This window comes from Comamonas sp. MYb69 (assembly GCF_037479315.1).
Classification (GTDB): domain Bacteria; phylum Pseudomonadota; class Gammaproteobacteria; order Burkholderiales; family Burkholderiaceae_C; genus Comamonas.
In genome coordinates, this window is sequence record NZ_JBBGZG010000001.1 from 199,591 (window position 1) to 222,212 (window position 22,622).

Annotated in this window: 21 protein-coding genes; 10 read left to right on the forward strand and 11 right to left on the reverse strand. The window is 63.7% G+C overall.

The window, feature by feature from the left end; translation table 11 throughout:
* Nucleotides 1-70: 70 nt before the first annotated feature.
* Nucleotides 71-1,570 carry an FAD-linked oxidase C-terminal domain-containing protein gene (locus WH303_RS00835; RefSeq protein ID WP_339516167.1) on the reverse strand — a complete coding sequence of 500 codons (1,500 nt, stop codon included), beginning with the start codon at nt 1,568-1,570 and terminating at the stop codon, nt 71-73.
* 163 nt (nt 1,571-1,733) lie between these two features.
* Nucleotides 1,734-2,285: a hypothetical protein gene (locus tag WH303_RS00840; protein WP_339516169.1), complete on the reverse strand. Its 552-nt coding sequence runs from the start codon at nt 2,283-2,285 to the stop codon at nt 1,734-1,736.
* On the opposite strand from WH303_RS00840, the gene WH303_RS00845 reads away from it, so the two are divergent.
* Genes WH303_RS00845 through WH303_RS00860 form a run of 4 tightly spaced genes read left to right on the forward strand, consistent with a single transcriptional unit; the run spans nt 2,262 to nt 4,539 of the window.
* The gene (locus tag WH303_RS00845) at nt 2,262-2,777 is read left to right on the forward strand and encodes a phage tail protein (protein ID WP_339516171.1); all 516 of its coding nucleotides are present in this window, start codon (nt 2,262-2,264) and stop codon (nt 2,775-2,777) included. The two genes, WH303_RS00840 and WH303_RS00845, sit on opposite strands and share 24 nt — an antisense overlap.
* Before the next feature lie 49 nt (nt 2,778-2,826).
* Entirely contained in the window at nt 2,827-3,354 is a 528-nt protein-coding gene (locus WH303_RS00850) for a phage tail protein (protein ID WP_339516173.1), read from the forward strand.
* A gap of 48 nt (nt 3,355-3,402) precedes the next feature.
* Nucleotides 3,403-3,939: a phage tail protein gene (locus WH303_RS00855; RefSeq protein WP_339516175.1), complete on the forward strand. Its 537-nt coding sequence runs from the start codon at nt 3,403-3,405 to the stop codon at nt 3,937-3,939.
* A gap of 27 nt (nt 3,940-3,966) precedes the next feature.
* Complete coding sequence (locus WH303_RS00860; RefSeq protein ID WP_339516177.1) at nt 3,967-4,539, forward strand: GNAT family N-acetyltransferase; 573 nt, start codon at nt 3,967-3,969, stop codon at nt 4,537-4,539.
* Here WH303_RS00860 and WH303_RS00865 read toward each other — a convergent pair.
* The 3 genes from WH303_RS00865 to purU all read right to left on the reverse strand — a co-directional run bounded on the left by WH303_RS00865 (nt 4,536) and on the right by purU (nt 9,000).
* A complete protein-coding gene (locus tag WH303_RS00865) occupies nt 4,536-4,820 on the reverse strand; it encodes a DUF6916 family protein (protein WP_339516179.1) in 285 nt (94 codons plus the stop codon). The two genes, WH303_RS00860 and WH303_RS00865, sit on opposite strands and share 4 nt — an antisense overlap.
* A 10-nt stretch (nt 4,821-4,830) precedes the next feature.
* Nucleotides 4,831-7,905, reverse strand: coding sequence for a fibronectin type III domain-containing protein (locus WH303_RS00870; protein WP_339516181.1), 3,075 nt, complete (start codon nt 7,903-7,905; stop codon nt 4,831-4,833).
* Between the two features lie 249 nt (nt 7,906-8,154).
* The gene (gene purU, locus WH303_RS00875; RefSeq protein ID WP_021027594.1) at nt 8,155-9,000 is read right to left on the reverse strand and encodes a formyltetrahydrofolate deformylase; all 846 of its coding nucleotides are present in this window, start codon (nt 8,998-9,000) and stop codon (nt 8,155-8,157) included.
* A 542-nt stretch (nt 9,001-9,542) separates the two neighbouring features.
* Here purU and WH303_RS00880 point away from each other — a divergent pair.
* On the forward strand, nt 9,543-12,008 hold the full coding sequence (locus WH303_RS00880) for an adenosylcobalamin-dependent ribonucleoside-diphosphate reductase (protein ID WP_339516183.1): 2,466 nt from the start codon (nt 9,543-9,545) through the stop codon (nt 12,006-12,008).
* 109 nt (nt 12,009-12,117) lie between these two features.
* Here WH303_RS00880 and WH303_RS00885 read toward each other — a convergent pair whose 3' ends face one another.
* The 5 genes from WH303_RS00885 to WH303_RS00905 all read right to left on the reverse strand — a co-directional run bounded on the left by WH303_RS00885 (nt 12,118) and on the right by WH303_RS00905 (nt 15,655).
* Nucleotides 12,118-12,504, reverse strand: a complete 387-nt coding sequence (locus WH303_RS00885) for a carboxymuconolactone decarboxylase family protein (RefSeq protein WP_339516185.1) — start codon at nt 12,502-12,504, stop codon at nt 12,118-12,120.
* Nucleotides 12,497-12,919 carry a MerR family transcriptional regulator gene (locus WH303_RS00890; RefSeq protein ID WP_339516187.1) on the reverse strand — a complete coding sequence of 141 codons (423 nt, stop codon included), beginning with the start codon at nt 12,917-12,919 and terminating at the stop codon, nt 12,497-12,499. Before WH303_RS00890 ends, WH303_RS00885 begins: the two co-directional genes overlap by 8 nt.
* 123 nt (nt 12,920-13,042) lie before the next feature.
* Nucleotides 13,043-13,348 carry a BTH_I0359 family protein gene (locus WH303_RS00895; RefSeq protein ID WP_021027590.1) on the reverse strand — a complete coding sequence of 102 codons (306 nt, stop codon included), beginning with the start codon at nt 13,346-13,348 and terminating at the stop codon, nt 13,043-13,045.
* A 183-nt stretch (nt 13,349-13,531) separates the two neighbouring features.
* Entirely contained in the window at nt 13,532-14,794 is a 1,263-nt protein-coding gene (locus tag WH303_RS00900; protein WP_339516192.1) for a DUF3108 domain-containing protein, read from the reverse strand.
* Nucleotides 14,795-14,842: 48 nt separating this feature from the next.
* Nucleotides 14,843-15,655, reverse strand: coding sequence for an IclR family transcriptional regulator (locus tag WH303_RS00905; RefSeq protein ID WP_339516194.1), 813 nt, complete (start codon nt 15,653-15,655; stop codon nt 14,843-14,845).
* A gap of 158 nt (nt 15,656-15,813) precedes the next feature.
* Between WH303_RS00905 and WH303_RS00910 the strand changes: the two genes are divergently transcribed.
* Nucleotides 15,814-16,863, forward strand: a complete 1,050-nt coding sequence (locus WH303_RS00910; RefSeq protein WP_339516196.1) for a fumarylacetoacetate hydrolase family protein — start codon at nt 15,814-15,816, stop codon at nt 16,861-16,863.
* Between the two features lie 80 nt (nt 16,864-16,943).
* Here the strand turns inward: WH303_RS00910 and WH303_RS00915 are convergent, their stop codons facing one another.
* Nucleotides 16,944-17,390, reverse strand: a complete 447-nt coding sequence (locus WH303_RS00915) for a MarR family winged helix-turn-helix transcriptional regulator (RefSeq protein WP_021025643.1) — start codon at nt 17,388-17,390, stop codon at nt 16,944-16,946.
* A 184-nt stretch (nt 17,391-17,574) separates the two neighbouring features.
* On the opposite strand from WH303_RS00915, the gene hmgA reads away from it, so the two are divergent.
* The 4 genes from hmgA (at nt 17,575) to WH303_RS00935 (ending at nt 22,287) form a co-directional block, all read left to right on the forward strand.
* Nucleotides 17,575-18,885, forward strand: a complete 1,311-nt coding sequence (gene hmgA / locus WH303_RS00920; RefSeq protein WP_339516199.1) for a homogentisate 1,2-dioxygenase — start codon at nt 17,575-17,577, stop codon at nt 18,883-18,885.
* 84 nt (nt 18,886-18,969) lie between these two features.
* Nucleotides 18,970-20,289: a fumarylacetoacetase gene (gene fahA, locus WH303_RS00925; protein ID WP_339516201.1), complete on the forward strand. Its 1,320-nt coding sequence runs from the start codon at nt 18,970-18,972 to the stop codon at nt 20,287-20,289.
* 114 nt (nt 20,290-20,403) lie between these two features.
* A complete protein-coding gene (locus WH303_RS00930; RefSeq protein ID WP_339516203.1) occupies nt 20,404-21,375 on the forward strand; it encodes a Bug family tripartite tricarboxylate transporter substrate binding protein in 972 nt (323 codons plus the stop codon).
* A 210-nt stretch (nt 21,376-21,585) separates the two neighbouring features.
* Nucleotides 21,586-22,287 carry a haloacid dehalogenase type II gene (locus WH303_RS00935; protein WP_339516205.1) on the forward strand — a complete coding sequence of 234 codons (702 nt, stop codon included), beginning with the start codon at nt 21,586-21,588 and terminating at the stop codon, nt 22,285-22,287.
* The last annotated feature ends 335 nt before the right edge of the window (nt 22,288-22,622 follow it).

Here is a 22,622-nt window from a genome sequence, read left to right on the forward strand (position 1 = left end):
TTGACTGTGCGCTTGGCAGGCGCTGGCGCCTGTCAGCCAAGGGCGGACATGGCGGTACGCCAGCGGCGGCTTAAAAGCGTGGCAAATCCGGATGCGACAGCTTGCCCGCGCGCACCAGCATCTTGCCGTACTCGGCGCAGCGGTTCAGGGTCGGAATCACCTTGCCCGGGTTGAGCGTGCCTTGCGGGTCAAACGCGGCTTTCAAGGCCAGCATCTGCGTGTTTTCCTCGGCCGAGAACTGCACGCACATGCTGTTGAGCTTTTCCACGCCCACGCCATGCTCGCCGGTCACCGTGCCGCCCATGGCAACGCTGGTCTCCAGGATGTCGGCGCCAAACAGCTCGCAGCGGTGCAGCTGGTCGGGGTCATTGGCATCGAACAGGATGAGCGGGTGCAGGTTGCCGTCGCCGGCATGGAAGACATTGGCGCAACGCAGCTGGTATTTCTTCTCCATCTGCTGGATGGCGAGCAGGATATCGGCCAGGCGCTTGCGCGGAATCGTCGAGTCCATGCACATATAGTCCGGGCTCATGCGGCCGCTGGCGGGGAAGGCGTTCTTGCGGCCGCTCCAAAAGCGCAGCCGCTCTTCTTCGTCCTGGCTGATGCTGATGGCAGTGGCGCCCGCTGCGCGCAGCACCTGGCTCATATGGGCGACCTCTTCGGCCACCTCTTCGGGCGTGCCGTCGCTCTCGCACAGCAAGATGGCTTCGGCGCTCAGGTCGTAGCCGGCATGCACAAAGTCCTCGACCGCGGCGGTCATCGGCTTGTCCATCATCTCCAGCCCGGCCGGGATGATGCCCGCGGCAATCACTGCCGCCACCGCGTCGCCTGCCTTGCGCACATCGCCAAAGCTGGCCATGATGCAGCGCGCCAGCTGGGGCTTGGGAATGAGCTTGACCGTCACCTCGGTGGCCACGGCCAGCATGCCCTCGCTGCCGATCACGGCGGCCAGCAGGTCGTAACCCGGCACATCCAGCGCCTGGCTGCCAAACTCGATGGGCTCACCTTCGACGGTGAAGCCCTTGATCTGCAGCACGTTGTGCACCGTGAGCCCGTATTTGAGGCAATGCACACCGCCGGAATTCTCGGCAATATTGCCGCCAATGGTGCAGGCGATCTGGCTCGATGGGTCGGGCGCGTAATAGAGGCCATAGGGCGCTGCTGCATCGCTGATGGCCAGGTTGCGCACGCCGCATTGCACCACCGCTGTGCAGGCAGCCGGGTCGATGTGCAGGATCTGGTTGAAGCGCGCCATCGACAAGGTCACGCCCAGCGCAATCGGCAGCGCGCTGCCGGACAGGCCGGTACCGGCGCCGCGCGCCACCACGGGCACCTGCAGCGCATGGCAGGCCTGCAGCACCGCCTGCACCTGGGCATAGGTCTCGGGCAGCGCCACTACCAGCGGGCGCTGGCGGTAGGCCGTCAGGCCATCGCATTCATAGGGCGTGGTGTCCTCGTCGTGCCACAGCAGGCAGTCATCGGGCAGCAGCTTGCGCAGGGCGGCCACGACTTCGCGCTGGCGCGTGGCGCGGTCTGCGGTAGAGGGTTGGGGGGAGGCGTGAGCGGACATGCCCCAACTGTATCGCCATTGGCAGCTGCTGTGGGAAAGGGGCGGGATGGAGAATCAGGAAATCAAGAATCAGCGCTGCTGGCACTTGATGGGGCGCGTTATCAGGCAGAAATTGCCTCAGACAGCGAGGCCGCAAACTTGGCTGAGCGGCGCGGCGGCAGCCTCAAGGCGTAGCAAGCTTGCTGATGTAGGCGATGGCGGCTTGGCCATGCGGCTGCAGAAACAGTTCTACGTCCTGTCCCGACTGGGGAACGCGCAGGCGATGGGTCCCTTCCGTGATCGGCTGGCTGCACTGGAACTGCAGCGTCCATTGGTCCAGGCGAGGGTCTGTGGCTGCATGGGTCACGTTGACCAAGGTGAGCGTCGTTCCATTTTCCAGCGTGAATACCGTCCCTGCAAACGCCACCGGGTTGCGCACCAAGGCGTCCGCAGCAGAGAGTTGTGATGCCAGGGCGGCAAGCGCGGGTGAGCCAGCGGCCGCCACCGCCATGCCGGTTAAGGCCTGCTTTGCAAAATTTCTGCGATCCATGGCGGCCTCCTTGTGCCTTGTAAACAGTGAAAGCCGCTGACCGGCTTTGCAGATATAGATGCCATTCTGACAAAAAATAATGCAAAATGCTTCTAAATATTTCTTGAGCTTGGTGCGTGGCGGAGTTTTGGCGGGTCCAGTGGCCTGTTTGAAGGAGATTTGATGAGCGAATTTTTTATGGGGCAAGTCATGATGACGGGCTTCAATTTCGCACCCAAGGGATTTGCGCAATGCAATGGCCAACTATTGCCCATCACCCAGAACACCGCTCTTTTTTCCTTACTGGGCACGTTTTACGGTGGCAATGGTGTGAACAGCTTTGCCCTGCCAGATCTGAGGGGCCGCACTCCCATCCACTATGCCGATGCGATGGGGAATCCTGCTTCCATCGGCCAACAAGGTGGCGTCGAAAATGTCACGCTGCTGCCTGCCCAGATGCCATCACATACCCATACTCTGCAAGCAAGCACGGCCACGGGCACTACCCGCATCCCCAAAGGCAATGCATTGGCAACCAGTGCTTCAACGGCCCTTTACGCGACAGGTTCGCCCAATGTCCCCTTGGCGCCGCAATCCATCTCGTCGGCGGGCAACACCCAGCCGCATCCCAACATGCAGCCCTCTACGACGCTGAACTTCTGCATTGCGCTACAGGGAATCTATCCCTCCCGCAATTGAGCTGCATGCGGATGCCGAGCTTTCCCAGACGATCCATGAGGCCTTACCCATGAGCACACCCTATGTTGGCGAAATACGCATGTTTGGTTTTGGACGTGTTCCCAATGGCTGGTTTGCCTGCGATGGAAGTCTGCAGTCCATTGCCGAATATGAGGTGCTTTATACCCTTCTCGGCACCACCTATGGAGGCGATGGGATGAGCACTTTTGCTGTTCCTGATCTGCGGGGGCGATTGCCGATTCATCAGGGTAGCGGGCCGGGGCTGAGTCCACGCGTCATTGGGCAAACAGTGGGCACCGAAACCGTCACACTGCTTGCCTCGCAGATGCCGGCCCATACGCACGCAGTGGGGGTAAGTACAGCGGCTGCAACATCGCAAACCCCGGCATCCGACAAGGTGCTGGCAGCCATCAGTGGGGACGCCCTGTATGCCACCGAGGTTGCAGGAGACCCCATCGCAACCTATCCGCAGGCGGTAACTGCTGCGGGAGGCAACGAGCCCCATGACAATGCGATGCCGACCTTGGCCGTGAGTTTTTGTATCGCCTGGGCAGGCATCTTCCCTTCGCAAGGGTAAGTAGCAGTGCCCAGCTGTGCACCTGAGACCTTTCAGAGGTAGTACACCATGTCTGAACCATTTATTGGCGAGATCCAGATTTTCGGCTTCAATTTCGCTCCGTACCGCTGGGCGTTTTGCGATGGCTCTACATTGGCCATTCAGCAAAACACAGCGCTTTATTCGTTGCTGGGGCTCCAGTATGGCGGCAATGGGCAAACCACCTTCCAGTTGCCCAATCTGATCGGGCGTGCAGCTTGCAACCAGGGGCAAGGGCCAGGTTTGACGCCTCGTGTCATTGGCGAGACTTTTGGCTCTGCAGCAGCGACCCTGAACTCGCAGCAAATACCCAACCATACCCACACCCTGCAGTTCTTCAACCAAGGTGATCCTGCCAAGCGCCTGTCCACACCGCAGGCGAGTGCTGCGCTGAACCTGCCGTCGCAAGCTTCCTCCAAGTTCTTTGCCTCGGCTGGCACGATGACCTCACTCGCACCTACTGCGCTTCAGCCCACAGGCGGCTCTCAACCTCATGAAAACCGCCAGCCCTACCTGGCCATGAATTTCTGCATTGCGCTGCAAGGGGTATTCCCCTCATTTAGTTAACTGCGTTATTGCGGGAAAGGCGGACGGGTGCAGCAGCTTCCACCATTTCCTGGCTCGCAGCAAGCGCCACCACAGCCTGCTGCATGGGTGGTGCACGGCCTGTCACTGCGGCATGCCTGTGATGAGGACTTGCCATGGCTGCAGATGCTCTATAGCCAGTCCCGCGAGGCAGAGCTGGCCCCAGTTCCCTGGCCGCCTGCTGTGAAGGCTGCTTTTCTGGAGAGCCAGTTCGCGCTGCAGCACCGGCACTTTGTGCAGGGAGGGACGAGCGACGCCTGGTGGATCGTGTGCCAGAAGAACGCAGACGGCATGGTCCAAGCCATTGGCCGTCTCTACCTTGCCCAGGGTGCACACACCGTTACGGTGGTGGACATCTGCCTGCTTGGCGCGTACCAGTCACAAGGGTTGGGCTCGGCGCTGTTGCGGCATGTCCTGGCGGATGCTGCGCAGGCCGGTAAAGCGGTGAGCTTGCATGTGGCCCATGGCAATACAGGCGCATTGCAGCTTTACCAGCGGCTGGGGTTTAGCGTGCAGGAAGATATGGGCAGCCACCTGCGGATGCAGTGGCTGCGGCCAGCGGCAGGCGCGGCGCTCCGCTAATTGAAAACGGCCTGGTAGAGAAAGCCGGTGGCATCACGTGCCACGGGCACGACAAAGATCGCTTGCTCCCCCATGCTCGCATGACGCATGGAATAGGTCTGCTGCGGGAAAAGAACAGCCGATTCGTTGCGAAACACCAAGGAAAACGGCTGGCGGTACAGTTGCGCCCCCGCTGCCGATTGCAGCGGCTGCACCTCCACCAGCTGGAAAGGCACCTCGGAATCGGCCAGCAGACCCACAAATACCGTGCCGACATGGGGCTGGAAATCTTCCAGCGTCAAGAATCTCACCTCAGTGCTCCCCTTGCTTGTTGTGTGCAGCACCGCGACTGCGGCGCGGTGCCTGCTGCCAGGCCAGTGCAGCCAGCAGCAGCGCGAGCAGGGCCAACATTCCTTGCGACTGGCTGGGGACGGGCACAGCGCTTGCGCTGGCCTCGGCGACCCCAAACCCGCCAGGATCGGCGATGGAGCCGTTGGCAGCCAAGTCATCGTCGCCAATCTGGCCATCCGTCACCGTGTAGGTGATGGTATTGGCTCCCACGGTGGCTGGATACACATACCACGATGGCGCCTTGCCGGGCTGCGGGCCATATTTCCAGTATTGCGCGCCGGCGGGAACGGCCGACGGATAGGCCAGCTCGATGGTGATGGTCGATCCCACTTCGCAGCCCGTCGTCTTGAAGTCAAACAGGCCTTCAGGGAAGCGGATACCTGCCAAGGGGGTAGCCATCTCGGATTCGGGCAGATAGCGGCTCGTGTCGAATCCGCAGCCAGCACCACCACCGCTGAGCGTGGCTGTGATGACGCCCGTCCCGCTGGGCGATGCTGCGGAATAGCTCTTGGCGCTGGGAATACCGGTTTGTGCGGCAGAGGCCGGGCCAGGGCCCACGTCATTGCTGGCAGTGACGGTGCAGTTGTATGTGGTGCCATTTGTCAGGCCCGTGATCTTCAAGGGCGAACTGGTGCCACTGACCGCCGTAGTGCCTGCACCGCAGGATGCGCTGTAGGCCGTGATGGCGCTGCCGCCGTCAGAGGCAGGAGGCGCAAAGGAGAGAGTCAGCTCCGCATTTCCTGAGGAAATCGTCGTGATGGACGGTGCGCCAGGGAGTGTGGCAGGGGTGGCGGTGACCGAGGCAGAAGGCTGGCTAGATCCGATAGCATTGCGCGCGGTGACGGAGCAACTGTAGGCGGTGCCATTGGTCAGACCCGCAACCGTGATGGGCCCTGTGGTGGCAGTGACGGACACAGAGCCCGGCAAGCAGGTGGCGGTGAAGTCGATCACAGCGACGCCATTGGGCGCCGCGGGCGTGAAGTCCACCAGGACTTGTCCATTGCCTCGAGTGGCGGGGCCAATGGTTGGGGCATCGGGCACCACACCAGGTGTCACATTGACCACGGCAGATGGTGCGCCGGCCCCTGCAAGGTTGCTGGCGGTCACGCTGCAGCTATAGGCGGTGCCGTTGACCAAGCCTGTCACTACCAATGGCGAGCTCGTGCCAACTTGCGTGCGGGTGGGAGCGCCTGCAGCGCTGCAAGTGGCGGTGTAGTCGGAGACAGGGCGGCCTCCGTCAACCAGAGGAGCGGTGAATGTCACTGTTGCCTGCGCATTTCCCGGTGTTGCGCTGGATATCGTGGGCGCTCCAGGCGGGCCAAATGGCGTGACCGATGCGGCTGCAGATTCGGCACCGAAGCCTGCCGCGTTCCGTGCAGCAACCGTGCAGGTATAAGCGCTGCCATTGGCCATGCCGCCCACTTCAATCGGTGAGTCTGGCCCGGTGGCAGTCAGGCCACCACTGCAGCTGACGCGGTAGTCGAGGATGGCCGAGCCGCCATTGTTGGCAGGTGCGGTGAATACGATCGAGGCTTTTCCATTCAGGGGGACTGCGCTTGTGATGCTAGGGGCCGCTGGTGCCGCTCTGGGCGTCACGCTCAGTGCGTTGGATGGTGTGCTTCCCACCGAGTTGCTGACTACCACTGTGCAGCTATAGGCGGTGCCATTGCTCAACCCTGGCACAGTGATGCTCGGCGGAGAGCCGCTGTGGAAAGTCGCGCCACCATCGCAGGTGGCTGCGTAACCGGTGATGGGGTCACCGCCATCGGAAGATGGCTCGCTGAAGGTCAAGACAGCGAAGGAATCGGCAGGTTGGGCGCTGGTCAGCGAAGGAGCCAGTGGAGCGCCCTTGGGCATCACGGCAACACTGCCAGAGGCTGCACTGGTTCCGATGGCATTGGTGGCCGTAACAGTGCACATATAAGTGGCACCGTTGATAAGACCAGACACCTCAATCGGTGATGCAGTGCCGGACTGGCTGTTCGAGCCGCAACTGGCCATGTAGGACTGGATGGCGCTACCACCATCGGACGCCGGCGGAGTAAAGGCTATCTGGGCCGCACCGTTGCCGCCGATTGCCGTGCCGATGACCGGCGCGCCGGGCGCGGTGGCATTGGCTACCACGATGGTCAGTGTGTGTATTTCACTGTAATCGACAAGGGGAAAGATAGGATCAAGGGAGGCGTCGCTGACCAGCAATTGCACGGTGTAGCTGCCCGGCACAGTAGGTGTTCCGGTGATGCCGCCGTTTGCTGACAGAGTCAGGCCCGCCGGCATCGTGCTGCCTGGCTGCAATGAAAGCGCCAATGGTGTTACCCCGCCGGCAACGGGAACCTGGGCAGAGGCAGACATTCCGGTGGCCAAATGGATCGTTGCAGGAGAAATTGACAGATCGGGATTAGCCAGCACGCCTGCATAGGACTTGGTGCCGCTGACTGCAAGGCTGTCGGTCGCTCTCACTGAAAAGCTGTAGTTGCCGCGCACGCTGGGCGTGCCTGACAGTTGACCATCCGGAGACAGAGCCAGCCCCGCAGGCAATGTATCAGCGCCCACTACAACATAACTGTAGGGTGGCATGCCACCGGTGGCCGTGAACGCCGTACTTGCGGCCATGCCGGTTTTCAGGGTCAGGCTGCCTGGGGAGACACTTATGGCAGACCCCGAAGCTGTGATGATGATATTGAAAACCAGCGAGTCGCCCTGTGGGTCTTCCAATGTAAAGGTGTCAGAGGACGTGGCCGAGCCGTCATGGCTATAGGTCACAGACTGCTCGCCGTTGATATTAGGGCCAACCACGGCAATGCCATGCAGTGGGGCTACGGGCTGATTGGGCGGGGCAACTGCGCCTTCGCCAAAGCCAAAGTTGTCCGGGCCGTCAAAAGCCGAGATATCTATGGCGATACTGCCACCCGAGGCCACTGTGGCGGATTGCGGCGAAAAGCTGGAAGTCGCCGCCCAGAGCCGTGCGAGCGGCACCAGGCATAGGACGCAAAGTAGAAAAAATCCCCATATCGGTTGTCGATAAAGTGGTTTCACGGCTGCGCTTTCCGAAGAAATGAATGGCTGGTGGCGCAGATAAGGCTGTTACGGGATTTTGCCCAAATGCGTCAAATTGTGAACCAAGTATAACAATGCGATAAATGGAACGCGACTTCTTTTTGCTTGGCCAAGTCGCCATCCAACCAACCGGGGTAGTTTTATCCAAGCCGCTGAATTGGTCGCAGCTCAGGTTGCCATGTGAAAAAGCCAGCAGGGTACTGCTGGCTTTTTGGGGTTGGCTGCCGATCAGCGGAAGATAACGGTCTTGTGGCCGTTCATCAGCACGCGGTACTCGCTGTGCCACTTCACTGCGCGGGCCAGCACCTGGCTCTCGGTGTCCTGGCCACGGGCGGTCAGGTCGTCCACGGTGTCGGTGTGGTAGGCGCGGGCCACGTCCTGCTCGATGATCGGGCCTTCGTCGAGGTCGGCCGTCACATAGTGGGCGGTGGCGCCAATCAGCTTCACGCCCCGGTCATGGGCCTGGTAGTAGGGCTTGGCACCCTTGAAGCTGGGCAGGAAGCTGTGGTGGATATTGATCGCACGGCCCGACAGCTTGCTGCACAGGTCGTTGGAGAGCACCTGCATGTAGCGCGCCAGCACGACCAGCTCGGCGCCTTCGGCCTCGATGATCTCGAACTGCTTGGCCTCGGCCTGGGCCTTGGTCGCCGCCGTCACCGGGATGTGGTGGAAGGGGATGTTGTAGCTGGCGGCCAGCTGGTAGAAATCGCGGTGGTTGCTGACGATGGCGCGGATGTCGATGGGCAGCAAGCCTTCCTTCCAGCGGAACAGCAGGTCGTTCAAGCAGTGGCCCTGGCGGCTGACCATGATGACGGTCTTGATCTTTTCATCGGCCGCATGCAGGCGCCAGTGCATCTCGAAAGGCTTTGCAAAGGCATCCAGGTCCTCGCGCAGCTGGCTGGCAGCGCCGGTGCTGGCAAAACGCACGCGCATGAAAAAAAGGCCGGTGGCCGGGTCGTTGAACTGGGCGGCTTCTTCAATATTGCTGCCGTGCTCCAGCAGGAATCCGGATACCGCGTGGACCAGCCCCCGGCGATCAGGGCACGAGAGAGTGAGGATGTAAGCGTTGGTCATAACCTGCCATTGTCGCAGTGTTGGCTAAGGGAGTTCCCCAGTCGGGGTTTGGTATTTTGACTGGGTAGAACGAGGTTGCGACTTTGTAAATAAACGTCAAGATTATAAATTTATTGTTCTGTCATCCTGTGGTCATCTGGGCAAGCCGCTGGCCCGGAAAACCGCAGCAAATCAAGGACATCGACCAGAACCCGTGTGGCTTGGAAGAGGGTGGTGGATAAGCGCTTCCTCGCTTTCCAGGCGTTGGCAGCACGGCATTTTCGCAATCGGTCCAAGCGGGTATGCAGCCACACCACAAGGGTGGTTTCGTGGTTTCCATGTTCGGCAATTGGGGGTAGATTGGCAGTTGGTCTCCAACCCCCGAGTGAGTTTGGATTGGCCTATCGATTTCACCAAACTGCCGCCCTGACCCTGGGCATGCCCGAGCGCCATGCCCCGCTGCATGGGGCCGGGCTGCGGGTCGCATGGCGCCAGTGCTGCCCCAGCGGCAGCCCATCGCCGTGATCTGCAGGCACACGACCGATTTTTTGAGGATTTAACAGATGAAACGCGACAACATCACCCAGTCTCCCGAGGCCCTGGCTGCCCAGGCACCCCAGGCCATCAGCCTGGATGTGCTCAAGGAGAAGTACTTCAAGGGTGATGAGTCCAGCATCGAAGACCTGTACAGCCGCGTCGCACGCGCGCTCGCGGCGGTGGAAAAGCCCGAGCTGCAGGCCGAATGGGAGGCCAGGTTCTACGCCAACCTGCATGCCGGCGCCATTGGCGCGGGCCGCATCATGTCGGCCGCCGGTACCGACATCCAGGCGACCTTGATCAACTGCTTTGTGCAGCCGGTGGGCGACTGCATCCAGGGCTTTGACGACGAAGGCTACCCCGGCATTTACGAGGCGCTGCGCGAAGCGGCGGAGACCATGCGGCGCGGTGGCGGTGTGGGCTATGACTTCTCGCGCATCCGCCCACGGGGGGCGGAGGTCAAGGGCACGGCCTCGATGGCCTCGGGCCCTTGCAGCTATATCAATGTGTTTGACCAGAGCTGCTCCACGGTGGAATCGGCCGGCGCACGCCGGGGCGCGCAAATGGGCGTGCTGCGCATCGACCACCCCGATGTGATGGAGTTCATCACCGCCAAGCGCACGCCAGGCCGCTGGAACAACTTCAATGTGTCGGTGGGCGTGCCCGATGCCTTCATGCAGGCGGTGGTGGACGATGCCGACTGGCAGCTGGTGCACAGCGGCAAGCCCAATGCCAAGCTGCGCGCCGAAGGCGCGGTGCTGCGGGACGACGGCCTGTGGGTCTACAAGACGGTGCGTGCCCGGGCGATGTGGGACACGATCATGACCTCGACCTATGATTTTGCCGAGCCGGGCATCCTGTTCCTCGACCACATCAACGACGACAACAACCTGCGCTACTGCGAGCGCATTGCCGCGACCAACCCCTGCGGCGAGCAGCCGCTGCCGTCCTACGGTTGCTGCGACCTGGGCCCCATCATCCTGACCCGCTTTGTACGCAACCCCTTTGGTTTTGGTGGCCTGCCGAGCTTTGATTTCGACAGCTTCGAGCAGGTCGTGGCCACCCAGGTGCGTGCGCTGGACAACGTGCTGGACGCCACCTTCTGGCCGCTGGAGCAGCAGCGTGAGGAGTCGGCTGCCAAGCGCCGCATTGGCGTGGGCTTTACCGGCATGGGCAATACCTTGACGATGCTGACCCTGCGCTACTCCGACCAGGAAGGCCGCGACATGGCCAAACGCATTGCCGAATGCATGCGCGATGCCTCCTACCGCGCCTCGGTCGGCCTGGCCAAAGAGAAGGGTGCCTTCCCCAAGTTCGATGCCAAGGGCTACCTGGCCAAGGGCACCTTTGCCAGCCGCCTGCCCCAGGACATCCAGGACGACATCCAAAAACACGGCATCCGCAACAGCCACCTGCTGTCGATTGCGCCCACCGGCACCGTCTCGCTGGCCTTTGCCGACAATGCCTCCAACGGCATCGAACCCGCTTTCTCCTGGACCTACACCCGCAACAAGCGCGAGGCCGATGGCAGCAAGAGCCAGTACCAGGTCGAGGACCACAGCTGGCGCCTGTACCGCGAGCTGGGCGGCGATGTAGAGCAATTGCCTGCCTACTTTGTCTCGGCGCTGGAGATGTCGGCCACCGAGCACTTGGCGATGATGGAAACCGTGCAGCCCTATGTGGATACCGCCATCTCCAAGACGGTGAACATCCCCGCCGACTACCCCTATGAGGACTTCAAGAACCTGTACCTGCAGGCCTGGCGCGGCAACCTGAAGGGCCTGGCCACCTACCGCCCCAACAGCATTCTGGGTGCGGTGCTGGAGACCACGCCGGCCGCCAAACCCGAAACCCCGGCCGCCGAGAAGGCCGCCGCAGCGGCGCTGGTGGACCCGATGAAGCTGGTGATCGAGCGCCGCCCCGAGGGCGAGCTCAGCGCCGTGGCCGACAAGGTCGAGTACTGGACCCAGGAAGGCCAGCAGCGCCTCTACATCATCGTCTCCTTCCTGCCGGTGCCCAGCGCCGATGGCAAGAGCATGGTGGACCGGGCGGTGGAGTTCTTCATGCCCGTGGGCCAGAGCGGCGAGTCGCAGCAGTGGATCACCTCCAGCATGCGCCTGCTGTCGCTGGCCGCGCGCGGTGGCTTCCTGGAGCGTGCCCTGGCCGACATGCGCAAGGTCGCCTGGGACCGGGGCCCCGTGCGCCTGGGCACCTACCAGCGCGCCGATGGCACCCATGTGCCGATGTGGCACGACTCGGAAGTGGCCGCCATCGCCTATGCGGTGCAGCAGATCCTGGAGCGCCGCCGCCAGCAGAACCTGCCCGGCATCAGCAGCTCCACCCTGACCCCGGCCGTGCCCGCGCCCGTGGTGAGCCAGGCCCTGCAGACCATGGCCGGCAAAAAATGCAACGAGTGCGGCGCCCATGCGGTGATCCGCAAGGATGGCTGCGAGTACTGCACCGCCTGCGGCGCCGTCGGTGCCTGCGGCTAAGCTGAACGGGTGCTGAACCTGGCGTTCAGCCGCTGAGAAAAAACGCCCGTGTCGCAAGACCGGGCGTTGTCGTTGGTGGGCCCTGTGTTTCCGCCGTGGCCTTGCGGGATCAGCGCGGCACCGCTGACTGCGCAAATACCTCCTTGGCCACAAACAGGCCATTGAGTGCTGCCGGAAACCCGGCATAGACGGCCATCTGCATGATGGTCTCCACCACTTCCTGCTGGCTGCAACCCACATTCAATGCCGCCTGGATATGTACCTTCAGCTGCGGCGCGGCATGGCCCAGCGCGGTGAGGGCGGCCACCGTGGCAATCTCGCGGCTTTTGAGGTCCAGCCCCGGGCGGCTGTAGATGTCGCCAAAGGGGAATTCGATCAGGTAATCCGCAAAGTCAGGCGCGATACCGGCCAGGCTGGCCACTACGTGCTCTCCGGCATGGCCATCGATTTCGCGCAGCTTGTCCAGGCCACGTTGGTAGCGGGTGGTTTCAGCCATGGTTCGTATCCTTCTTCGGCGTGGTGTTTTTGTGGGGCGGCGCTGAGGCTGCGGCTTCCAGTGCCTGGTAATGGGCAATCTTGTCTTGCAGCGCCTGGGCGGCTTGCTGCATGGCGCTGATGTCGGCCTGCACCTCGGCCAGGTGCGTTTGCAGCATGGCGCGCCGCGCGGGCACCGTGGCATCGCCGGTGCTGCGCAGCTGGGCGAACAGGCGCATCTTCTGGATGGGCATGCGGGTGGTGCGCAGGCGTGTCAGAAAGGCGAGCCAGGCCAGGTCGGCTGCGGCATAGCGGCGTTGGCCGCCTGCCGCACGCGCTACGGCGGCAATCAGGCCGATGCGTTCGTAATAGCGCAAGGTGTGGGCGCTCAACCCGGTGCGTTGCGCTGCTTCTTCAATGCTGAGAGGTGGTTCCATGCAGGCATTGTCGAAGTTAGAGCGCACTCTAAGTCAAGCGTTGCCGCCGCTTTTGGGCAAAAAAAAGCTGTTTGCGCCTGGAGGGTACGCAAACAGCGGGGATGGGGGCGAGAGGTGCAGCGCTTAATGCACGATCACCGGTTGCTGGGCCAGGCCGGTATAGCGGTCCAGTGTGGCCTCAACTTCTTCTTCGGTCGGTGCATTGGCTTGCCAGGCCTGGATTTGCTGGTGGAACATTTCTGCCCAGGCGCCATCGAGGTAGAGCTCCTTGCCGCTGCGCTTGTCCACAATCTCAAAACCCTGGCGCTGCAGATGGCGCAGCGGTTCGGTAACGGTGGGGTTGGTGACGGAAGCACCATCATTGGACAGGGGCAGCTCTGGCGTCAGGTGCAACACCACAAAAGAGTCCGAGTCGTAAATCATTTGCATGATGTTCCTCCTTGTGAAGTGCAGGTGGTGGCAGTTTGCGGCATTGCAAGTCTGCGTCCACATGTCCGTTGTAGCAGGTTTTGATGGCATTCCTGGCAATTGGCGCCCTTTTTACGGCCAAACGTCGCAAATCAGGGACGTATCGCGCAGGCTTTGTCGTACAAAGCCGCGCAGCGCGGCGATTCAAGGCGGGCTGTCCACCGTGGCCGCCTGCAGCTGCAGATCGGCAAAATCGCCATTGGACTGGGACAGGCGGATGCGCACCGGCAGGTACTGCAGCGAAGGGGCCAGCCAGAGGTGGGCCGTTTGGTCCTGGCCCTTGCGCGGCTGGCGCGTCAGGCGCAGGCTGGGGGTGGCCCCGGCGGGCAAATCCAGCGTTTCGGGGCCGTCGACGACAAAGGTCCAGACCTCGGCGCTGCGCGCGCTGGTCACGTTGATGGCCACCGTGCTGCCGGGGGCATAGCGCTTGGGGTTGGCCGCCACCATGCTCGAGAGCTGCAAAAAGATCGACAACCGGTCTTGCACACCGGCGCTCACGGCCTGGGGCTCGTCACCATCGCTGTAGCGGATGCGGCCAGCCGGGGAATCGAGCTCGGCGCTGCGCTCTTTGCGCGCCTTGTCGACAAACCTTTGGGGCGCCAGGCCATGGGGCGTAATCTGGCCGCTGCTGGTCTGGCTGCGGCTGCCCATCAAAAAGGCCGACACCTCTTGCTCGGCCTGGTAGCGCTGGCCATCGGTCTTGAACGTCAGCTGCGCCTTGGCCGAGTACTGGAAACCCTTGGCCGAGCCCTTGGCCTGGAACTGCAGCCGCGCCGAGGGCGGCAGCTTGATCGCAGGCAGCGGGCCGGCATACCCGGGGCTGCCAATGCCGATGGCGGGCGCGGGTTCGCTGGCACTGGCACTGGACGCCTCCGTCTCTGCCTTGGCCTCCGAGGTGGATGCGCTGGCATCGCCCTGGTCTGCGACGGCATTGAGCGGCTGCAGATCGGCAGCAGAGCCGGGGATGGGCTCCGGCGTGGGCGCGGGGCTGGCTTCGCTGGATGCGAGCAGTTGGTCCAGAGCCGACGGGGCTGCGGGTGCCGCGTCGGCTTCTGCGGTAGGCGCTGCCTCCGAGGTGGCTGGGTTTTCGCTGGACGCTTCGCGGAACTTGGGGCCCACACTCGCGCGGCTGGCCGGCGCCTGTTCTGGCGGCGCTTTTTGGACCTGGGGCCGGGGGGCGACGGGGGCTGATTGCGCCACGCTGGGCCTGGAGGCCGGCGTGGGTGCAGGCGGCACGGCCGCCGGGGGCGGTGGGGCTATTTGGCGCACCTCAAAGCGCAGCTCCTTGGGCGTGCTGCCGGTGATGCGCGCCTTTCTGATCGCCTCCTGCACCCCGGGCCAGGCCAGCAGCAGCCCGTGGGCGGCCAGCACGGCAAAAGTCAGCAGGATGAGAGGGCGTTGGCGCATGAGACGCCCAGTGTAGTGCCTGCTGCGCAGGCCCACAGGGCCGCTGGATTAGGTCGAAATCAGGGCCTGCTCGCCCGGTTCTGCGCCGCTGTAGCCCAGCGCGTGCGAGAGCTGGGCGGCGATGGCCTGCAGGCCCTGGGCCATGGCCCCTTCGGGGGCGGGGTCAAACGTGGCCTGCGTGCCCAGGCTGGTGATGCCCAGCACCAGCTGGCCGCGCGCATCAAAGACGGGCGCGCACAGTGCGGCTACGCTGGGCAGCAGGGTGTCGACCACGCAGGCGGTGCCCTGGCTGCGCACCTGGGCAAACAGCTGGTGCGCGGCGGCGGCGGTCTGGGGCAGGTCACTGCGCCCGGCCAGGCGTGCCTGCGCCAGCTCGCGCTCGAGGGCAGCCTCGGTCCGCGCGGCGGGCAGCCAGGCGCCAAAGCAGCGCCCGGTAGCCGATGAGAGCAGCGGCATCACATCGCCCAGGCGCAGGTGGCCGGTGGTGCCATGGGGCGGCTCCTCCCAGTGCACGATGGTGGCGCCATGGTTGCCCCAGACGGCCAGCGCCACCGTGTGGCCCAGGCGGTCGAGCCAATCGGGTATGCGCTCGCGCGCCAGCCGCACTGCATCGCTGCGGCGCAGCGCCGCCAGCCCCAGCTGCAAGGCCATCGGGCCCAGGTCGTAGCGCGAGGTGGCCGCCTCCTGTTTGACCAGGCCGCTGCGCTGGTAGCTCACCAGATAACGGTGGGCCTTGGCTGCCGGCATCGCAGCGGCCTGCGCCAGGTCTTTGAGCGCCAGCGGGCCTCGGGCCTCCACCAGCGCCTGCAACAGCGCAAATCCCACCTCCACCGACTGAATGCCTGCACGATCCTTGTCCATGGCGCTAGTTTAAGGTATTCTAAATAAAGGAATGCATTTCACTAATCGTAATTTCACGCTGCAAGGCGTGCATTGCGATAGGCACAAGCAGCGTGGCAAGCGCCCAGCCTGGGGCCAATCTGGCACGATAGAGGCATGTTTGACTGTGAGACACCGGTATGAAGCTTGCAAGCTATAAAGACGGATCGCGCGACGGCCAGCTGGTCGTCGTCTCGCGCGACCTGCGCACGGCCCATTACGCCTCCGGGATCGCGCACCGCCTCCAGCAGGTGCTCGACGACTGGTATTTCTACGCCCCCCAGCTGCAGGACCTGTACGACGCGCTCAATGCCGACCGCGCGCGCCACAGCTTTGACTTCAACCCCGCCCAGTGCATGGCACCGCTGCCACGCGCCTACCAATGGCTCTGCGGCGTCGCCTACCTGAGCCATGTGGCCTTGCTGCGCCAGGCACCGGGTGAGGACTTGCCCGCGGCGCTGAAGACCGATCCCTTGGTCCACCAGGGCGCGAGCGACGCCTTCATCGGCCCCTGTGACGACATCGTCGTGGCGAGCGAGGCCATGGGCATTGATTTCTCGGCCGAGCTCGCCGTCATCACCGGCGATGTGAAGCAGGACAGCAGTCCCGAAGATGCGCTCGACAGCGTGCGCCTGCTGATGCTGGCCAATCCGGTGAGCCTGCGCCAGCTGCAGGCGGCCGAGCTGGACAAGGGCGCGGGCCTGGTGCAGAGCAAGCCGGTGACGGCCTTCAGCCCGGTGGCCATCACCCCCGATGAACTGGGCGATGCCTGGCGCGGCGGCAAGGTGCACCTGGCCTTGCAGACCAGCTGGAACGGCCGCAAGGTCGGCATGTGCGATGCGGGCCCGGAGATGGGTTTTCACTTTGGCCAGCTGATCGCCCACGCCGCCAAGACGCGCCACCTGCGCGCCGGCACCGTGCTGGGCAGCGGCACCGTCAGCAACAGCGGCGCCGAAAAGCACGGCCGCATGGACTGGCCCAAGGGCTATGGCTGCATCGCCGAAAAGCGCAGCATGGAAGTGCTGCAAAAAAGCAAGACCGCCACCGGCTTCATGCAGTTTGGCGACACGGTGCGCATCGAGATGAAGGGCAAGGACGGCCACAGCCTGTTTGGTGCGATTGACCAGAACGTGGCCTCGCTCTACCAGGCGCAGGCCGATGCCGTGGCCGAGCCGGAGGCCGCTGCATGATGGCCAGGCTGCATGCCTGCCAGCGGCGGCGCAAGCCGCTGCGGCGCCATGCATGCAGCCCTGCGGGCAGCAGGGCCGCGCTACTCGGGCAGGCTGGTCTGGCGCGCGTGCTGCAGCAGGCGGTCGAGCAGCACACTGAGCTGCTCGCGCTCGTCGATGGTCAGCGCCGAGAGAATCTCTTCATTGCGGCGGGCGATGACCACCATGACCTTCTCCCAGCACTCGCAGCCCTTGGGCGTGAGGCTGAGCACCACGCCGCGCCCGTCCACTTCGCTGGCCTGCTTGAGCACCAGGCCCTGCTCGACCAGCGCCTGGGTGGAGCGGCTGGCCTGGGCCTTGTTCAGGTTGGCGCGCATCGCCAGGTCATTGACCGACAAGGGATGGAACGCGCCAATCGCTGCCAGGCAGCGGGCCTCGCTGATAGGGATGCCCACCTCCTCCTCGTACACCATCTGGGTGGTGCGGTCGGTGACTTTGGCCAGCGCATGCAGGCGGTGGGTATAGGTACGGTCCAGCGGCGTGTTCAACGCGTCTCCTTGGTTTTGTATCAATGCTGGCTGGGAAAACAGCTACCGCGACTATGTCACGGAGCCCCGCTTTGCGGAAGCGCCCAGGGCACGCCCACGTCCAGTATTTTCCCTAGGGATTCCTAGTGCGCCAGGTCTGCACGGCCGGCACACCCGCCCCAATAACGACTGAAAGGAGACATGCATGCGCAGTTTGAACGCCGAGCCCCGGCACTATATGACAGGTTTTGCCAATGAATGGGCGACCGAGGCCGAGCCGGGGGCGCTGCCCGTGGGGCGCAATTCGCCGCAGGTCGCGCCGCTGGGCCTGTATGCCGAGCAGTTGTCGGGCACGGCCTTTACCGCGCCGCGCCACAGCAACCGCCGCAGCTGGCTCTACCGCATCCGCCCCGGCGCCATGCATGAGCCCTTTGCGCCGCTGGCCCTGCCGCGCTGGAAAAGCCATGTCACCGGCGGTTTTGACGAGGTGCCCACGCCCCCCAACCAGCTGCGTTGGGATCCGCTGCCGCTGCCCGATGCGCCCTGCGATTTTCTGCAGGGCATCGTCAGCATGGGCGGCAATGCCGCCTGCGGCATCCACCTGTATGCCGCCAACCGCAGCATGGAGGGGCGCTACTTCTACAACGCCGATGGCGAGCTGCTGATCGTGCCCCAGCAGGGGCGGCTACAGATTGCCACCGAGCTGGGGACCTTGGAGGTCGAGCCGCAAGAGATCTGCGTGGTGCCCCGGGGGGTGCGCTTTGCCGTGACCTTGCTCGACGGCACGGCGCGCGGCTATATCTGCGAAAACTACGGCGAGCTGCTCAAGCTGCCTGACCTGGGCGTGATCGGCTCCAACGGCCTGGCCAACCCGCGTGATTTCCAGACGCCGGTCGCCGCCTACGAGGACAAGGAGGGCGACTTCGAGCTGGTGGCCAAGCTGCGCGGCCACTTCTGGTCGGCGCGCATCGGCCATTCGCCCCTCGATGTGGTGGCCTGGCATGGCAACTACGCGCCCTACAAATACGATCTGCGCCGCTTCAACACCATCGGCTCGATCAGCTACGACCACCCCGATCCGTCGATCTTTCTGGTGCTGCAATCGCCCACCTCCCTGCCTGGCGTGGATGCGCTGGACTTTGTCATCTTCCCGCCGCGCGTGCTGGTGGCGCAGGACACCTTCCGTCCGCCCTGGTTCCACCGCAATTTTGCCAGCGAGTTCATGGGCTTGATTGAGGGCGCCTACGACGCCAAGGCCGAGGGCTTTGTGCCCGGCGGCGCCTCTTTGCACAACTGCATGAGCGGCCACGGGCCCGATGCCGATACCTTCGACAAGGCCAGCCAGGCCGACACGCACAAACCGCACTACATCGACAACACGATGGCCTTCATGTTCGAGACCCCCGCCGTCATCCAGCCCACCGCCTATGCGCTGGAGACGGTGCAGCTGCAGCACGAGTACTACCGCTGCTGGCAAGGGCTGCAAAAGCATTTCAAGCCGCAAGGTAAGGCCTAAGGCCGCCGAGGCCACTGAGACTGAACCGCAGCGGGCACACAACGCAGATGCGCCCGCTGCAACCCCACTTGGAGACATCAACGCATGACCCTGCTCAACGAAACCCATGACCCCGCGCTGCAAAGCTGGGTTCCTAGCGCCCAGGCCGCTGGCAGCGATTTTCCGCTGCAGAACCTGCCCTTTGCCAGCTTTCGCCGCCAAGGCAGCCAGCAAGCCTGGCGCGGCGGCGTCGCCATTGGCGACCAGATTGTCGACCTGCAGGCGCTGGCCGCCGGCGGCAGCCTGAGCGGCGATGCGCAGCGCGCCGCCGAGGCGGGCGCGCAGGAATCGCTCAACGCCCTGATGGCGCTGGGCCCCCAGGCCTGGAGCGCGCTGCGCCTGGCGCTGTCGCGCGGCCTGCGCGTGGGCGCTGCCGAGCAGGCGCAGTGGCAGGGCTTCCTGGTGCCGCAAGCGCAGGCCGAGTACAACCTGCCCGCGCGGATCGGTGACTACACCGACTTCTACACCTCCATCCACCACGCGACCAATATCGGCAAGCAGTTCCGCCCGGACAACCCCCTGCTGCCCAACTACCAGTGGGTGCCGATTGGCTACCATGGCCGCTCGTCGAGCATCGTGGTCTCGGGCACGCCGTTCAAGCGCCCGGTGGGCCAGACCAAGGCGCCCGATGCCGCGGTGCCGACGGTCAAGGCCAGCGCGCGTATGGATATCGAGCTGGAAATGGGCATCTTCGTGGGCCAGTCCAACGCGCTGGGCGAGCCCGTCAGCATTGGGGAGGCCGAGGACCATGTGTTTGGCCTCTGCCTGCTCAATGACTGGTCGGCACGCGACATCCAGCCCTGGGAATACCAGCCGCTGGGCCCGTTTCTGTCGAAGAACTTTGCCTCGACCCTCTCCCCCTGGGTGGTGACCCTGGAGGCGCTGGCGCCTTACCGCGTCGCCTTTGCCCGCCCCGACGGCGATCCGCAGCCGCTGCCCTATATGGACAGCGCCCACAACCGCGATGCCGGTGCCTTTGACATTGCATTGGCCGTGGACCTGCAGACGGCCAAGATGCGTGCCGCCGGCCAGCCAGCGGTGCAGATCACCCAGTCCAACTACCGCCATGCCTACTGGACTGTGGCGCAGCTGGTCGCCCACCACACCGTCAACGGCTGCAACCTGCAGCCCGGTGACCTGCTGGGCACCGGCACCCTGTCCGGCCCCAGCCTGGACCAGGCCGCCGCGCTGATCGAGCTGACCGTGGGCGGCAAGCAGCCGCTGACCTTGCCCAATGGCGAGACCCGCACCTGGCTGGAAGATGGCGACGCCGTGGTGCTGCGCGGCTGGTGCGAACGGCCCGGTGCCGCCCGCATCGGCTTTGGCCCTTGCGAAGGCCAGATGCTGCCTGCGCGTACGCTGTAAGCGACAGCTGCCTGGCTGGGGGCAGGTGGACAATGCCACCAGGCCCCGGCCGGCGCCCGGCGCCCGTAGCCCGGTGCCACTGAGACAAAAAGATTAGCAACAGGAGACAACACCATGCCCACCCCTTTTTCCCTGCGCCAGCTGCTGGCTGCCGCCGCGCTGGCCTTGCCGGTCCTCGGCCACGCCGCCTACCCCGAGCGTCCCATTGAATGGGTTGTGCCCTATGCGGCGGGCGGCGGCTCCGATGTGGTCGCCCGCGTGGTGGCCGAGCCGATGGCCAAGGCCCTGGGCCAGTCCATCATCATCCTCAACAAGCCTGGCGCGGCCACCAATATCGGTGCCGATTACGCCGCGCGCGCCAAGCCCGATGGCTATACCCTGCTCACGGGTGACACCGGCACCCTGGCGGCCAATGCCTTTCTGTACCAAAAGCTCAGCTACAGCGCCGAAAAGGACTTTGCGCCGGTGGGCATGCTGGTGCGCTTTCCGCTGATCTTGGTCGTCAACCCCAAGTTGCCGGTCAAGAACCTGGCCGAGTTCACCGTCTGGGCCAAGGCGCAGCAGGGTGGCGTCAGCTATGCAACGCCCGGCGCAGGCTCGCCCCACCACCTGGCGACCGAGATTTTCAAGGAGCAGCTCAAGCTGAGCCTGGTGCATGTGCCTTACAAGGGCGCAGCGCCTGCGGTGCAGGATGTGCTGGGCGGCCAGGTGCCCTTCATGTTTGTCGACTCGGTGGCCGGCTTCCAGAACATCCAGGCGGGCAAGCTGCGCGCCATTGGCATTGCAACGCCGCAGCGCTCCAAGGTGTTTCCGGATGTGCCCACCTTGGATGAGCAGGGGGTGAAGGGCTTTGAAGCCTATGCCTGGCAGGGCCTGGTGGTCCCCAAGGCCACGCCGGAAGACCGTGTGAACCGCTTGAGCGAGCAGCTGCAGGCCACCTTGAAGGACCCGGCCGTTGTCAAGCGCCTCGAAGACATGGGGCTGGAAGTGACGCCGACGGGCCGCAGCGAGATGGAGAAATTCCTCGTCACAGAGCGTAATAAACTGGGTCCCGTGATAAAAACCAACAATATTCAATTAGATTAGTTAAAAATTGTCGAATTGCGTTAAAATCGAAGCGCCAGTTGGTTAACCATTCGGGTTAAAAAAGTTAAGTCACCAAGCGCGATGTCCTAGACATCGCGCTTTTTTTGTGCCTGCGCTCTCAAAGAACCCTGGGCTGACGCCTGCGCGATAGGGCGCCTGCCCGTGCTGGCGCATGCTCGGCGGTGTTTTTTCTTTGTTGGAAACCCACCCATGGCTGTAGCGCACCCCCAGATTCTGGCGTTTGACGTATTTGGCACCGTGGTGGACTGGCACGACAGCATCGCGCGCGAAATGGCCGCCCGCTATCCCCAGGTCGATGGCGACGCCTTTGCACTGGCCTGGCGCAAGGGCTACCAGCCGGCGATGGACCTGGTACGCCAGGGCCAGCTGGGCTGGACGCGCATGGATGTGCTGCACCGCCGCATTCTGGACGGCATCCTGCCGCAGTTTGGGCTGGGCGGCATGCCCGAGGCCGAGCGCGCCGAGCTGAACCGGGTCTGGCACCGGCTGTCCCCCTGGCCCGATGCCGTCGCTGGCCTGCAGCGGCTCAAAAGCCGCTTTGTCATTACGCCGCTGTCCAACGGCAATATTGCCTTGCTGACCCATATGGCCAAGAACGCCGGGCTGCCCTGGGATTGTGTTTTGTCGGCCGAAGTTTTTCAGGCCTACAAGCCCGATCCCCGGGCGTATCTGGGTGTGGCGGATGTTTTTGGGGTGGAGGCTTCTGCCGTGATGCTTGTCGCTGCGCATCACAGTGATTTGGCGGCGGCTCGGGGGTGTGGGTTGCAGACGGCGTATATCCAACGGCCCCATGAATACGGATCCAACCAACCCAAAGATGTAACCCCCCAACCAAACAACACCTACCACTGCAGCAGCATCCTTGACTTAGCCGATCAGCTGGGGTGTTGAGTTCTTGTGCTGTTTTGGAGTTTGGACTGTTAATCGTGCTGAGGCGCCGATATAGGGCCTGATCCTTCGTTGCGCAGGCTTGCCGTACAGGCGTACTGTCTGCGCCTGCGACGCCTCGTCTCAAGCCCTATCTCGGCGTTGGGGTGGTGGGGTGGGCGTTGCGCTTGCTTCTTGGGCTCGCTCCAGCATACCGTTTGATCTCATGTGATGCTTGGGGCTGGTGTTGTTTTGAGTTTTGGGCTGTTGATCGTGCGGGGGCGCCGATATAGGGCCTGATCCTTCGTTGCGCAGGCTTGCCGTACAGGCGTACTGTCTGCGCCTGCGACGCCTCGTCT